We start from the raw sequence: 13,078 nt of genomic DNA on the forward strand, positions 1-13,078 counted from the left end.
CTATATTGCATTTCTCCGGATAAACCTTTCGGTACGCGGGCCGTGATGCACGCTTCCATCATTCCTGCGACGTGGTATCGTCGTGATCTTGTCCCACGCAGGGAGATTCTGTCCCAGGGGTTTCGTTTCATCCCAAAGCTGCATGGCGCGAGTTAGAAATCAGATCGCCTCTGGTGACCGTTCTGAAACGTTTACTCAACCGTGAAAACGGATTGGGCTGGAGGCGCCAGGAAAGACGAGAGGATCGGGGGGCGGCCCGATGGAACGGTCCTACAACGCCCCGAGCTTCCCGCCCCGAGGGGAGCCCCATTTCTGACCCTGCTGAGCCGCTACGAAGCCAGATGTACTCCGATGACCTCGGAGTCTTCAGTGAGCGACTTTACCGGCCCGGTCGTTGGACTTGATTCCAAGCAAATCTACAAGGAATGGTATCCAGAACCGGGACAAAGAAAGGAATTTAGGGCCCTGATGGGTGTGGCGGTGTTTCCAAAGGACAACGCAGACTTCGAAAGGCGATACGATCTGATTTTGAGCGAGCTGTTCGGTCGCTACCGCCTCACTCGTCACAGGCCGGTGTATTGTGCGGCCGATATCGGAACGCTGCTCGCTCCAAGAGGATTGGCCTACAAATCGTTCTGCCTCAATTTTGCACGCAGAATCCTGTCCCTAGAGGAAGTCACTATCGCCTACTTTGTCACCCGCCTCAATTCGGCTCATCTGATGCACGGCAAGGTCACAATGTATGGTGAGTACGGTACCGCCACGCGCGAGGTCTCCGCGGCCGACTTCATCAAGGAGGTCTATCCGTACTACAACGTCGTCTGCGCGTGGAAGCTTGCCCTAGACATGCAGCTGAAGGGGACTACCTTCCTCTTGGACGGGATGGATCGATTCCCGCCTACCGGGGCGTGGCGCGCCCTGTCATCCTCGCAGTATCCCAAGATTGTTTACAGCGGTGATTGTACATTCCCGGTCATCTCCGCGTCGGATATCATGCTCCGATCTCTGGACTTTTTCCTAGAACACCGCGGCGGAATCACCGACGAAGACGCCGTTCGCAAGATTATCCTCTACGGAGGCCAGGTCCCAGAGGTGAACAAGTCCTTCACCTACATCGGGAACCCGGACCTAGCCGCAATCAAGCCCCTGCGCGATACGCCTCTCATGCCGAACGAGGTTGCGCCCTTCTACCACCACCCAACGATTTACATGGGTGCGGGCGGGGTTTTGGGACAAAAGTCAATCATCAACGGGTCGCCTACGTCAGAAAAGGTGTATCGTCGCGCCGCAAGGATCGGGGCGAGCGTCAAGCTATACGACCCCAAACTCGACAAGTCTATCATCGGCAGCGGGAGCGTTTCCGACCTTTTCTTACCGTTCAATGCCGACGCTAGAGCGCAACTCAGCGCCCTTCAAACGTCCGGTCGTAACGTCGTGGAACTGCGCCTAGAGGAAGAGGTTCTATAATGATCATTCGCGGGGGTAATTTCACCGCTTGTTCGAAACAGGTGGACTCCTTAGATTAGGACCCATCCGTAAGTTAATGGATGGTATTGACGTATATAAACCTCCGGAACGCCTAGTCGCGCCCCCGAGCCAGAGCGGATGGCCCCGTAGGATGTTTGGCAGCGGCATCGGAGCCGATTCTCCTACACGCGATTCCTAGCCCGGTCGATTGTCCTACAGTCGAGAAATTCTCCTACAAAGCCTCTCCGGCGGCAAGCTATTTAAAGCACCTCCAATTGGCGCGCGCACTTCGCGGTCGTTCATGGTCGAGTACAAGGTCGTCGTCTCTGAGGGGAGCACATCGTACGCGCGTACGGTGGCCGACCCCCAGTCCGCCGGTTTCCTCGGAAAGCGCATCGGGGAGACGGTCGGAGGGGAGCTCGTGGGGGCCCCGGGATACGCCTTCCGGCTCACGGGAGGGACGGATCGCAGCGGTTTCGCACTCCGCTCGGATGTTCCCGGAGGCCGACAGCTGCGCCTGTACGTCGGTGACGGATTCGGCTTCCAAGCGCCGCGGCACGGGATGCACCGCCGGCGCACGTTCCGCGGGAACACGATCAGCGAGGAGACCGTCCAGGTCAACCTCGTGGTCGAGCAGAAGGGGCCGAAGCCGCTCTCGGAGCTGTTCGTTCCGGTGGCGGCCCCGACGTCATGAAGGTACCTCGACAACCCGAAGTCAACATCGGTCTGGTCGGCCACGTTGACCACGGGAAGACCACGCTTACCCAGACGCTCACGGGGGAGTGGACCGATCGCCACTCCGAGGAGCTCAAGCGTGGGATTTCCATCAAGCTCGGCTACGCGGACGCCGCATTCTATCGATGCTCGAACTGCGCCCCACCCGCGGGGTTCTCCGTAACCCCCATCTGCACGACGTGCGGCGGCGAGGCGAAGTTCCTGCGGGCGGTCTCCTTCGTGGACGCCCCGGGCCACGAGACCCTGATGGCGACGATGCTCTCCGGAGCGGCACTGATGGACGGGGCGCTCCTCCTCATCGCGGCGAACGAGCCGGTCCCCCAGCCCCAGACGCGCGAGCATCTCTACGCCCTCGACATCATCGGCGTGCACAAGGTGGTCGTGGTCCAGAACAAGATCGATCTCCTTTCCTCGGAGAAGGCCCTCGAGAACTACCAGCAGATCCGCCAGTTCCTGCAGGGAACCCCGCTCGCTTCCGCGCCCGTGGTTCCGATCAGCGCGAACCACAAGGTCAACATCGACGCCCTGATCGCCACGATCGAGGAAACGATCCCGACCCCTCCCCGCGACCTCTCCAAGCCTCCGCTGATGTACGTGGCACGCTCCTTCGACGTGAACCGGCCCGGCACGCTCCCCAAGGACCTCCGCGGCGGGATCCTTGGCGGATCGCTCGTGCAGGGGCACCTGAAGGTCGGAGAGGACATCGAGATCCGGCCGGGATTCTCGAGCGCCCCCGGGGTCACGACCGAATCGCTCCACACCCGGATCACCTCGCTCATCTCCGGCGGGCAGGAGTGGGACGAGCTGCGCCCCGGAGGGCTCGCGGCGATCGGAACGACCCTCGACCCCTCGCTGACAAAGGGGGACGGGCTCACCGGTCGCCTCGTAGGCGCGGCGGGCACGCTGCCTCCCGTCAGCCAGAAGATCCGCCTGAAGGCAACCCTGCTCGACCGGGTCCTTGGCGCGGAACGGGAGACGAAGGTCGAGAAGATCCGAACCAACGAGACGCTCGCGGTGACCGTCGGCACCACCATCGCCTCGGGAAAGGTCACGAGCGCTCGTGGGGACGAGGTCGAGCTGAGCCTCGGCCGGGCCGTCACGGTCTTCCCGCAGAGCCGCGTCGCCATCTCGCGGCGGATCAGCGCCTGGCGCCTGATCGGCTACGGGATCGTGGAGGGACCGGCAAAATGAAGGCGGACCTGATGCAGATCCTCTGCTGCCCCGTGTGCCGGGGCGAGCTCACCCTCACCTCTCGTCGGACCGAGGGGGTCGAGATCATCGACGGCACGCTGACCTGCCCGAAGTGCCGCATCGATTACCCCATCGAAGACGGGATCCCCGACCTGTTGCCTCCCGAAGACCGGGAGTGAACATCCCCCCTCGGACCTCATCGGCCGGTGCGCCGAGCCCCGGGATTCGGCTCATCATCGATCGAGGAGCCCTTCCCGCCCCCTCGGCCGTGGGGTTCCGCTCGAAACGAAGGGTTATGGGCGGCTTGGCCGAGCCAGGGCGATGGCCCGGACCCCTGCCTCGTCCGACCTCGACGAGGACGACCTGATAATCGACGACGAGGAGGAGGAGCCGAAGCGATCTCCCCGGCATCCGAAGTCCTCCCGTCCGACCAACGTCCGTCGGACGAGGCCACGGCCCATCCGGGGGTGGAAGGTGTCCGGGGCCAGGGCCGAGCCCCCCACCGACCGAGAGTCGGAGGGGTACTATCGCACGGGAAGGCGGGGCAAGCCGTCCCCGACATGGCGGGCCCGGGATTCGCTGTACTTCGCGCCCCTGGTCGCCCTCGCGATCATCATCCTCCTCCTCGTCGGCGTGTTCGGCTACACCCAGAACTGGCCCCCGGTGTACGTCGTCGAATCGAGCAGCATGCAGCACGGAGGGTCCGACCAGGTCGGGCTGATCAACGCGGGCGATCTCGTGCTCGCCCAGAAGATCCCCGTGCCCCAGGTCGTCACCTACATGGTTGGGATGGGGCGGGGGTACTCGACGTACGGCGAATACGGGGACGTCATCCTCTACTCTCCCAACGGTCAAGGCGGCACGCCCATCATCCATCGTCCGCTCGTCTATCTCGATTGGAACGCGACGAGTGCGAGGTTCTCCATCCCGGAGCTCCAGGGGCTCGCGTGTGGCTCGAATCCCAACGCGAGCTGGTCCACCTCGGGGACCCTGGGGGGCTGCGCTTGGAACGATCTTCCGAACGGTACCGTGCTCAACCTCTACCGGATCGGATGGCAGCCCGCCACCGTCAGCGTGACCCTCGGTTCTGCGACCTCCGGGGCCCACTCCGGCTTCCTGACGATGGGGGACAACAACTTCGACTGCGCCGCTTCCCCATGCCGGGGAGAGCCCGACCAGGGCCCGGCCGCGATCAGCCAGATCGTCGAGCCCGGTTGGGTGATCGGCGTCGCGCGCGGCATGCTCCCCTGGGTCGGATCCGTCAAGTTGCTGATCGATGGAAACGCGGGATCGGTCCCCGCGCAGTCCTGGCAGTTCCTGGGGATCACGATCGCCGCACTGGTCGGGGCCGCCTTCGCTATCCATTACGCCGGTCGCTACGTCCGCCCGATGGACCCGCGGCGCGCAGTCGAACAGGAGGCCCGAGAGGATGAGGCGGCGGAGGAAGAGGGATCCGAGGACCGGGGGAAGCACTTCTGGAGCCGACTGTCGTTCCGACGTCCGAACGAGGACGACGAGGAGGACATCGACCGTCCCGCTCCCCGACGCAAGCTGAGGGGAGGCGGACGGCCGAAGCCGACCGTCCGGCGCCCATCAAAGACGCACACGGCCAAGCAGAAGGACGACCGATTGTAGAGCCCGGGCCAGAGCGGGCCCCGCCAAACCCTTTTGTCCCGGCCCCGGTCTCCGCCGGACGGGAACGAGTGGGGATGCACGTCATCGGAGGCACCGCATCGACCGATCTCGCCGAGAAAATCTCGCGTGAACTCGGCAACGCGCCGTTTGCGGTGCCGTTCACCAAGCGGTTCCCGGACGGCGAGCTCTACCTGCGGGTCGGTGGTCGGTTCGACGGCGAGGACGTGGTCATCGTGCAGTCCACCCGAAGCGATGAGGACCTGCTCGAACTCCTTCTGCTCCAGGACGCCGTCCGGGAGGGCGGGGCGCTCCGTACGTTCATCGTGATCCCCTACTTCGGGTACGCCCGACAGGATCGGCGCTTCTTCCCCGGGGAACCCATCAGCGCTCGGGCGCTCGCCCGGCATGTCGAGCTCGACGCGGATGCGCTGGTGATGGTCGATCTCCATTCCCCCCAGACACTCTCGCACTTCTCCAAACCCGTGTACGAAGCGAGCGGCATCCCCGCGATCGCGCGCCTGTTGCGCGAACGACCCGTCGATTACCTCGTCTCTCCGGACAAAGGCGGCATCGAGCGCGTCCGCCGCCTCGGGGAGATCCTCCAACTGCCGTGGTTCGCTCTGGAGAAGAAGCGGATCGACAGCGAGCACGTCGAGCTGAGGCTCCCGGCCCAGGCCCCCGCCGAGCTCGCGGGCAAGCACATCGCCATCCTCGACGACGTTATCTCGACGGGAGGGACAATCGTCGAAGCCGCCAAACTCCTCCACCGGAACGACGTCGGGGCCATCACCGCGGCCTGCACCCACGGGCTGTTCCTTCGAGATGCCTTCGAACGCATCAAGGCCGTCACGAACGAGATCTACGCCACCGACACCCTTCAGAACGGCGCGGAGAAGGTCTCGGTCGCTCCGGACGTCGCCCAGATCCTCGTCCGCAACATCGGCGCGACCTGACGGGTCCGGACGCGCGATCATGGACGAGCCGCGGCCCGCCACGTCGGCGCGCCGCGACGACCTCGTCGAGCTCACACACGCATTGCGCCGGGAGCTCCGGAACCGGGGGGAATCCCCCACCGGCAATTGGGTGGAGGATCTCGCGGAGGATCTCCACACCGGCCGGATCCAGGGATGGTACTACGGTGAGGGCGGGGCGGCGCTCGGATTCCAGTCGATGCGCAGCAACCTCTCATTTGGGCACGTCCACACCGAGGCGGGGCCGCTCGCGCTCGACCGAGCGGAGCGGCTCGTCGATGCCCTGCGCGAGCACATGCCCCCGAACGCGCGCGCGATCGACGTGGGGTTGACGGGCCTTTCGCCGGAGGAGGAACGTACCTTGTGGGATCGGCTTGGAGGCCGCCCCGGGGCGCACCTGATCGTGCGCTGCGCGATGGAACGTGAGATCGCCCCCGAGGACGCCGCGGTCGAACCACGACTCCCCACCGGGCTGCGCACGGTCCCGGTCCGGGATGTCTCCCTGGAAGCGCTCGCCGATCTGGACTGCCGGGCCTTCCGCCACACCGAGGACTCCGAGCTGTTCGGCACCGATCCCGCCGACTACCGCCGCGTCCTGGAGGAGCTCTTCGACAGCCGCCTCGGCCGATTCCTGGAGGAGGCGTCGGTCGCGGTGATCAACCAAGAAGGGACGGCGGTCTACGCGGCCCTCATCACCTCCGAACAGTCCCCGAGGCAAGCCACCTACCTCGACCTCATGGTCGACCCGGAACGCCAGCGCGCGGGCCTCGGGACCTTCCTGGTCCGATGGGGCTTCCGAACCCTGCGCGCGCTCGGGTACGGCTCCGTCCGGCTCTGGGTCACGGCCTCTAACGCCCCGGCGCGCGCCCTCTACGAGCGCACGGGCTTCCGGCAGACGGCGACCGCCTCGATCTATCGCTGGAGCCGTCCGGATCCGGATGGGCAACCGCACTCCGGCTGAAATCGACAGTCGCGCGCCATCCATCCCGGGCACGGGCTCAGGCGAGACGGATCGTTGTCCTGCAGCGTCCGGGCGAGGTCGCGTGCGCGTTCGCGCCACAGACGAGCGAACGGCGTGACCGGGTCGAAGGAGTACGAGAGGACGCGCAATGGCACCGGTCCGGAACCCTCCGGCTGCCCCGCGAGGAACAGCCAGGCGCGGTTCTCCCCAAGGGCGGCGCATCGGAACCCGAGCTCGATCGCGTACTGCGGCTGGCGCACTCGGACCTCCTCTGCGGACGGAAGGGTGCGGGTGCGCCACACGCGCAGCAGGTACGGCTTGCCTCGATACACCGGGACCGCTTCTTCGGGTTCCTCGGTCCGGGGCGCGTGGCGAGCGAGCTCGCCGGGTGCTCCGCTTTCCAGCGCTTCCGAAAGTCGATTTCGAACGGGGTCCGAGCCGGCGTGCGGGAGATCCGCCCGTTCCTCCGTTGCCGGAGGCCGGGTCCTCTCGAAGTACGCACGTCGGGGATAGAGCAGGTCCCGGAAGCGCTCGACGACGGGCGGCGGTCGTCCTTCCCGGACCCGGGCCGCGACCCGCCAGCGCTCGCCGGCCTCGCGGTCCTCGACGACGCCGGCCAATCCCGTGAGGATGGGCGATGGTTCGCCTCCCTCGCCCCCCGTGCAGGAGCAGACGTGCTCGCGTTGGAACTCGCATCCACGATCGAACCAGGCACAGCGCGGCAGATCGGTCGGGCGTCCCTCCTCCCACGCCGTTCGCAGCGCCTGCGCCCGCCGCCGGGTCTCCGCCCACAGCGCGGCCGGATCGTGGAAGGAGATGTCGACGACATGGGCGTCGACCAGCTCGTCGCCGCGGGTGATGAGCACCGAGAGGCGGCCGGCCGGTCGCCCAAGGAGGCCGCAGTACATGCCCAGCTGCTCGACGTAATCAGGGCGTGCGCGAGCGAGGTCGTCGACGCCGATGGGACCGCTCGTCGTCTTCAGCTCGATGGGAACCTCCGTGAGCGCATCGATCTGGCCGATGATCCCCTCGCGACGCACCCGCACCTCGAGGGGGGTCCCGGGTCCGAGCTGCGCCCCGAGCCACAGATGCCAGCGAACGCCGGCATCGAGACGCGCCTGGACGCTCGAAGGCTTCGGCAGTTGCGTCTGGCGCCTCCAGTACGCGGCGCGGGGATTGGTCAGGTCGGTCACGCTGATGGGCCGCAGCCCGCTCGCGGCCTGGAGACGGGGGGCGAGCTCGCCCTCGAGGAGCGCATCCTCCTCGACCCGCACGGCACGTGCCCACCCCCCGGCGGCAGGGTCGAGGGGATCGGCGTCCGGTCCCATGGACCTCCCACTCCCCGATCCTATGAGAGAAGGACGGGGGATCGACCGAAGCAAGCCGCTATGTCCCGGATCTCGGTCGGGAGGTCGTGGTCGATCTCACCCGGCGGCCCCTCATCGTCGGTAGCGGGATCGCGGGTCTCTACGTAGCCCTCCGGTGCCACGAGCTCGGCCTGAAGCCGACCCTTGTCACCAAGGCGCGGCTCGAGGAGTCGAACACCCGGTATGCCCAGGGCGGCATCGCCGCGGCGATCGGATCGGACGACTCCATCGATCTCCACTTCGCCGACACGGTCCGCGCCGGAGCGGGTCTCGTCGACCGACCGGCGGCCCGGCTGCTCGCGCACGACGCCCCCGAACGGATCGCCGATCTCGTGCGGCTGGGGGTTCCCTTCGACACGGTCCACGGAGAGATCGCGCTCGGCCAGGAGGCCGCCCATTCTCGCCGGCGCATCCTCCACGCCGGGGGCGACGCGACCGGGCTATCCATCGAAGAGACCCTCAAACGACGCGTCCTCGAGATGGGCATCGAGACCCGGGAACGCACGGTGCTGCGGGAATTGCGTCCGTCCACCACGCGCCGGATCGTGGCCACGCTCTCCGACCCGGACGGTCGCGGGGTCGACCGGCTCGACGCGCGGCCGGTGGTCCTCGCGACCGGCGGAGCGGGGAGCCTCTACCGGCAGAGCTCGAACCCATCGATCGCGACCGGAGAGGGCGTGGCCATCGCCTTCCGGGCCGGCGCGCTCGTGGCCGATATGGAGTTCATCCAGTTCCATCCCACGGCGTTCTACCGTCGCGGGGCTCCCCGCTATCTCATCTCGGAGGCCCTGCGGGGCGAGGGCGCCTCGCTGGTCAACGCCGACGGCGAGAGGTTCCTCGTCTCCGAGCACCGCGACGCGGAACTGGCCCCGCGCGATATCGTCAGTCGCGCGATCGACCGGGAGATCCAGCGCTCCGGTCATCCGTGCGTGTACCTCGACGCGACCGCCACTCCTCGGGACCGCTTGTTCGCACGCTTCCCCTCGATCTGCCACTTCCTCGCGGCCTACGGCATCGATCCGTCTCGCGATCGCATCCCCGTCGCGCCGGTCGCGCACTACATGATCGGCGGTGTGCGGACCGATCTCGACGGCCGGACGACGCTCCCCTCCGTCTATGCCTGCGGGGAGGTCGCCTCCACCGGCGTGCACGGCGCCAACCGCCTTGGGAGCAATTCGCTGATCGAGGGGCTCGTCTTCGGCGAGCGCGTTGCGCGAACGTTGGCGAAGCCACGGGCCGGGAAGCCGGTCCGCACCCGGAGGACACTCGCCATCGATTGGCCGGTGACGCCCGCCGGACCGCAGGAGGAAGGCACGTTCGAGGAGGTGCAGGAACTCCTGTGGGAACGGGTCGGGATCATCCGTGAGGCTGTCGGTCTCGAGAGCGCCATGCGGGAGTTCGGACGGATCGGCGCGTCGGCCGAGCGTCGGACCGAGGCGTTCCCGAGCCATCTCTCCCACGCTGCTCTGACCGCCTACCTCATCGCCCGAGCGGCGCTCACCCGCACCGAAAGCCGCGGAGCCCACTACCGATCCGATCATCCCGACCCGCGCCCGGAGTGGCACCTGCACCTCGGGCTCCAGCGCCGGGCGACGTGAGGGGATTCCGGCGCTCCGTCAACCGTTATCTCCGTCGCGGCGTCCCCCCGGCATGGACCTCAGCCTCTCGGACGAGGAGCGGGATCTGCAGGAGGCGATCCGGCGGTTCGCCCGCAAAGAGATCGCGCCGATCGCGGACAAGATGGACCGGGAGGACTACTTTCCTCGGGACGTCTTCCGACGCCTCGGCGATGCCGGGTTCCTCGGCGTCTCCGTCCCCCCCGAGTACGGCGGCCTCGGACTCTCCTACCGGTGCCAAGCGCTGATCCTGGAAGAGATCGCGCGGGTGAGCCCGGCCCTCGCGCTGAGCGTGGGGGCCCACTCCAACCTGTTCTGTGACAATCTCGCGCGCAACGGCTCCGACGCCCAGCGCAGTACCTTTCTGCCCCCGCTGGCCCGTGGAGAACACATCGGGGCGCTCGCTCTCACCGAACCCGGCGCAGGCTCGGACGCGGTCGCGCTGCGGACCGTCGCCGTTCGCCAGGGCGATCGGTACGTGTTGAACGGCTCGAAGCAGTTCATCACCAACGGCCCCGTAGCGGATACGCTGCTCGTCTACGCGAAGACCGACCCGGAGAAGGGGTCGCACGGGATCAGCGCGTTCATCGTTCCACGCTCCGCGCCCGGCTTCGTCGTCGCACGCAGTCTCGATAAGATGGGGATGCGGGGCTCGCCCACCGGCGAGCTCGCGTTCCAGGATTGCGAGATCCCGGCCGCGAACCTCGTCGGCCCGGAGAACGAGGGCGTGCGGATCATGATGGGCGGCCTCAACGTGGAGCGCGCCGTCCTCGCCGGGATCTCCGTGGGGATCACGACGGAGTGCCTCGAGCGCTCGCTCGAGTACGCGCGACAGCGCGAGCAGTTCGGCCAGAAGATCGGCCACTTCGAGCTCATCGCGGCGAAGATCGCGAACATGTGGATGGACCTGGAGGCCTCGCGTCAACTCCTCTACGGGGCGTTGGCGGCGGTGACGCGCGACAAGCGCTCGGCTCGCGCGAGCGCGGCAGCGCTGACGTTCGCGAGCGAGGCGTCGACGCGCGCCGCGCTCGAGGCGATCCAGATCTGGGGCGGATACGGCTACATGCGGGACGTCCCCCTCGAACGCCTCGCCCGGGATGCGAAGCTCCTCGAAATCGGGGCCGGTACGAGCGAGATACGACGCCTCGTGATCGCCCGCGAGCTCCTCGGACCCGGCTTCGAGCACTGACGGCCGGGCGGCACGCGATGCGGATTTCTCCCCGACATCCCCGCGCTGAGAGCCTCCGCACGCGCGCCCATCTGGCCCAGGAGATGCGCGAGGGGGTCGTTGCGCCCGAAGGTCTGATCGCTCACGGCCGCGGCGAGGCCTTCGACTACCTCCTCGGTGAGCGCAGCTCGGCGAGCGCGCGACGGGCCGAGCGCGCGGCCGCCGCATGGCTCCTGGCCGCCCGACGCCCCGTGGTGAGCGTCAACGGCAACGTGGCGGCCCTCGCCGCGCAACCGCTGGCCCGCCTCGTCCGGGCCCTCCCGCGTCTGCGCGTGGAGGTGAATCTGTTCCACCGCACTCCGGCGCGCGCCGCAAGAGTCGCCTCACGGCTTCGAGCCGCGGGCATCCGGACGGTGCTCGGGGTCCACCCGACCGCACGGATCCCGAAGCTCCCTTCCGACCGGGCCCTCGTCGACCGGGAGGGGATCGCGCAAGCGGACGTCTGCCTGATCCCCCTGGAGGATGGCGACCGCACGGAAGCGCTCCGCGCGCTCGGCATCCGCGTGATTTCGATCGACCTCAACCCGCTCTCGCGGACGAGTGCGCGATCCGATCTGCCGATCATCGATGAGATCACCCGCGCGCTCGATCACATCGCCCGGGCGATCCGCCTTCACAAGGCACAGGTGCGGCCGGGGTTCTTCCGGCCGTTCGACCGGTCTCGGGTGCTCGCGGACGCCTTCGCGACGATCGAACGGCGTCTCACCCGGGAGGCGAGGGCTCGAGCGCCGCGGCCCTCACGGCGCCGGTGAGCCGGGTCGCGATCACTTCCAGGAACCGCGCGTCGCTCTCGTCGTAGGCTCCGACCGCAGTCCCGTCGACGTCGATCTCTCCCAGGACGGCCGTCCCCTCCCGGATCGGGACGACGATCTCCGAGCGGGTATCGAGGAAGCACGAGAGATAATCGGGTTCCTGCCGGACGTCGGCGACGACGATCGATCGGTTCTCCCGCGCGGCCCGACCGCAGATGCCCCGCTCGATCGGGATGCGCGTGTGCTCGGTCGCCGCCTCCCCATTCCAGCCCTCGAGCACGAGCGTGCTCCCGTCCAGACGATACACTCCGGCCCAACGATAGTGGGGGAACTCCATCCGCAGGAAGCGGCAGACCTCGGAGAGGGCGGCTCGCCCCTTCAAGCGGCCGAGGATGGCGTCCACGTGGAGGAGTGACGGCGTCACCTCGCGCGGATGCACGGTCATCGGGCACCGGCCGCAGCGCGGCCGGAGGGGAAAGCGCCGAGGGGGAGATTTCCCCCCGGGACGGATCGACCGCCCCCGGTGTTTGAACTCCCGAGGCGTATTCCGCCACGAGCTTTCCAGACTCGCGCCGTACCGGACTGAGCCACCTCGGCACGCCCCGAGGCGAGGGACGAGAGTTCGCCGATAAAGCTAGCGGGGAGCCTGCACGAGTACCGGCTCGGCCGGGAACCACCCGCACGATGGGCATCCCAGGGCGCGGCGGCTCCCCGGAATCTCGTAGTCGCACTCGGGGCATGGAGCCGGCTCCGGGCCCAAGAGCGGTAGGCAATCGAAGCAGGAACTCCCCCTCCGATCGCCGGGCAACACGACCAGATCCTTGCCGCAGAACACGCAGTGAGAGTAGCGATCGTCGGGCACCGAAAACGACCGGTGATCCGCGAACAACAGCATGGGAGCGGCACGACCAGTTCCCGGTACATAAGGAGTTGGTGTGCCCCCGTTCCGAAGGCCACCCGGGCCGCTTATCTAGGCCCGAGCTTGCCCCGAAAAACCGTTCATCCGTACGTAGGAACAGGTACGGATTCCGGGTTCACTGCGGTCCGCCCGTCCGCGAGGATGGGTCTTACGTCCGCTCCACCGGCGTTTACCGTCTCCGGGGAACTCCCGGCGACGAGCGACACGAGGTTCCGCGCCGCGTTCAGGTCTCGGTC

At 67.3% G+C, this 13,078-nt stretch carries 13 protein-coding genes and 1 tRNA gene; 10 read left to right on the forward strand and 4 right to left on the reverse strand.

Annotated features, from left to right (window positions below; translation table 11 throughout):
* Nucleotides 1-369: 369 nt before the first annotated feature.
* The 7 genes from VMV28_08265 (at nucleotide 370) to VMV28_08295 (ending at nucleotide 6,960) form a co-directional block, all read left to right on the forward strand.
* On the forward strand, nucleotides 370-1,467 hold the full coding sequence (locus tag VMV28_08265) for a hypothetical protein (protein HUZ80588.1): 1,098 nt from the start codon (nucleotides 370-372) through the stop codon (nucleotides 1,465-1,467).
* Between the two features lie 301 nt (nucleotides 1,468-1,768).
* Nucleotides 1,769-2,161, forward strand: coding sequence for a S6e family ribosomal protein (locus VMV28_08270; GenBank protein HUZ80589.1), 393 nt, complete (start codon nucleotides 1,769-1,771; stop codon nucleotides 2,159-2,161).
* Nucleotides 2,158-3,393, forward strand: coding sequence for a translation initiation factor IF-2 subunit gamma (locus tag VMV28_08275; GenBank protein ID HUZ80590.1), 1,236 nt, complete (start codon nucleotides 2,158-2,160; stop codon nucleotides 3,391-3,393). The genes VMV28_08270 and VMV28_08275 overlap by 4 nt, the downstream gene beginning before the upstream one ends.
* Nucleotides 3,390-3,572: a methytransferase partner Trm112 gene (locus VMV28_08280; GenBank protein ID HUZ80591.1), complete on the forward strand. Its 183-nt coding sequence runs from the start codon at nucleotides 3,390-3,392 to the stop codon at nucleotides 3,570-3,572. Before VMV28_08275 ends, VMV28_08280 begins: the two co-directional genes overlap by 4 nt.
* Nucleotides 3,573-3,714: 142 nt before the next feature.
* Nucleotides 3,715-5,028, forward strand: a complete 1,314-nt coding sequence (locus tag VMV28_08285; protein ID HUZ80592.1) for a S26 family signal peptidase — start codon at nucleotides 3,715-3,717, stop codon at nucleotides 5,026-5,028.
* A 74-nt stretch (nucleotides 5,029-5,102) separates the two neighbouring features.
* The gene (prs, locus tag VMV28_08290) at nucleotides 5,103-5,981 is read left to right on the forward strand and encodes a ribose-phosphate diphosphokinase (protein HUZ80593.1); all 879 of its coding nucleotides are present in this window, start codon (nucleotides 5,103-5,105) and stop codon (nucleotides 5,979-5,981) included.
* Nucleotides 5,982-6,000: 19 nt separating this feature from the next.
* Nucleotides 6,001-6,960, forward strand: coding sequence for a GNAT family N-acetyltransferase (locus VMV28_08295; GenBank protein ID HUZ80594.1), 960 nt, complete (start codon nucleotides 6,001-6,003; stop codon nucleotides 6,958-6,960).
* Here VMV28_08295 and VMV28_08300 read toward each other — a convergent pair.
* Nucleotides 6,912-8,288, reverse strand: coding sequence for a hypothetical protein (locus tag VMV28_08300; protein ID HUZ80595.1), 1,377 nt, complete (start codon nucleotides 8,286-8,288; stop codon nucleotides 6,912-6,914). The genes VMV28_08295 and VMV28_08300 overlap by 49 nt on opposite strands.
* Nucleotides 8,289-8,374: 86 nt before the next feature.
* Here VMV28_08300 and nadB point away from each other — a divergent pair, with 86 nt between their 5' ends.
* The 3 genes from nadB to VMV28_08315 are packed head-to-tail and all read left to right on the forward strand — an operon-like array spanning nucleotide 8,375 to nucleotide 11,923.
* On the forward strand, nucleotides 8,375-9,925 hold the full coding sequence (nadB, locus tag VMV28_08305; GenBank protein ID HUZ80596.1) for an L-aspartate oxidase: 1,551 nt from the start codon (nucleotides 8,375-8,377) through the stop codon (nucleotides 9,923-9,925).
* 52 nt (nucleotides 9,926-9,977) lie between these two features.
* Nucleotides 9,978-11,132: an acyl-CoA dehydrogenase family protein gene (locus VMV28_08310; GenBank protein HUZ80597.1), complete on the forward strand. Its 1,155-nt coding sequence runs from the start codon at nucleotides 9,978-9,980 to the stop codon at nucleotides 11,130-11,132.
* 17 nt (nucleotides 11,133-11,149) lie between these two features.
* Nucleotides 11,150-11,923, forward strand: a complete 774-nt coding sequence (locus VMV28_08315) for a phosphopantothenate/pantothenate synthetase (protein HUZ80598.1) — start codon at nucleotides 11,150-11,152, stop codon at nucleotides 11,921-11,923.
* Here the strand turns inward: VMV28_08315 and VMV28_08320 are convergent.
* The 3 genes from VMV28_08320 to VMV28_08330 all read right to left on the reverse strand — a co-directional run bounded on the left by VMV28_08320 (nucleotide 11,874) and on the right by VMV28_08330 (nucleotide 12,818).
* On the reverse strand, nucleotides 11,874-12,368 hold the full coding sequence (locus tag VMV28_08320; GenBank protein HUZ80599.1) for a GAF domain-containing protein: 495 nt from the start codon (nucleotides 12,366-12,368) through the stop codon (nucleotides 11,874-11,876). The genes VMV28_08315 and VMV28_08320 overlap by 50 nt on opposite strands.
* A 34-nt stretch (nucleotides 12,369-12,402) precedes the next feature.
* Nucleotides 12,403-12,520: transfer RNA gene (locus tag VMV28_08325), tRNA-Ser, on the reverse strand.
* A gap of 37 nt (nucleotides 12,521-12,557) precedes the next feature.
* Nucleotides 12,558-12,818, reverse strand: a complete 261-nt coding sequence (locus VMV28_08330) for a hypothetical protein (protein HUZ80600.1) — start codon at nucleotides 12,816-12,818, stop codon at nucleotides 12,558-12,560.
* Between the last annotated feature and the right edge of the window lie 260 nt (nucleotides 12,819-13,078).

The sequence above is a fragment of the Thermoplasmata archaeon genome (assembly GCA_035532555.1).
Taxonomy (GTDB): domain Archaea; phylum Thermoplasmatota; class Thermoplasmata; order Lutacidiplasmatales; family UBA184; genus Lutacidiplasma.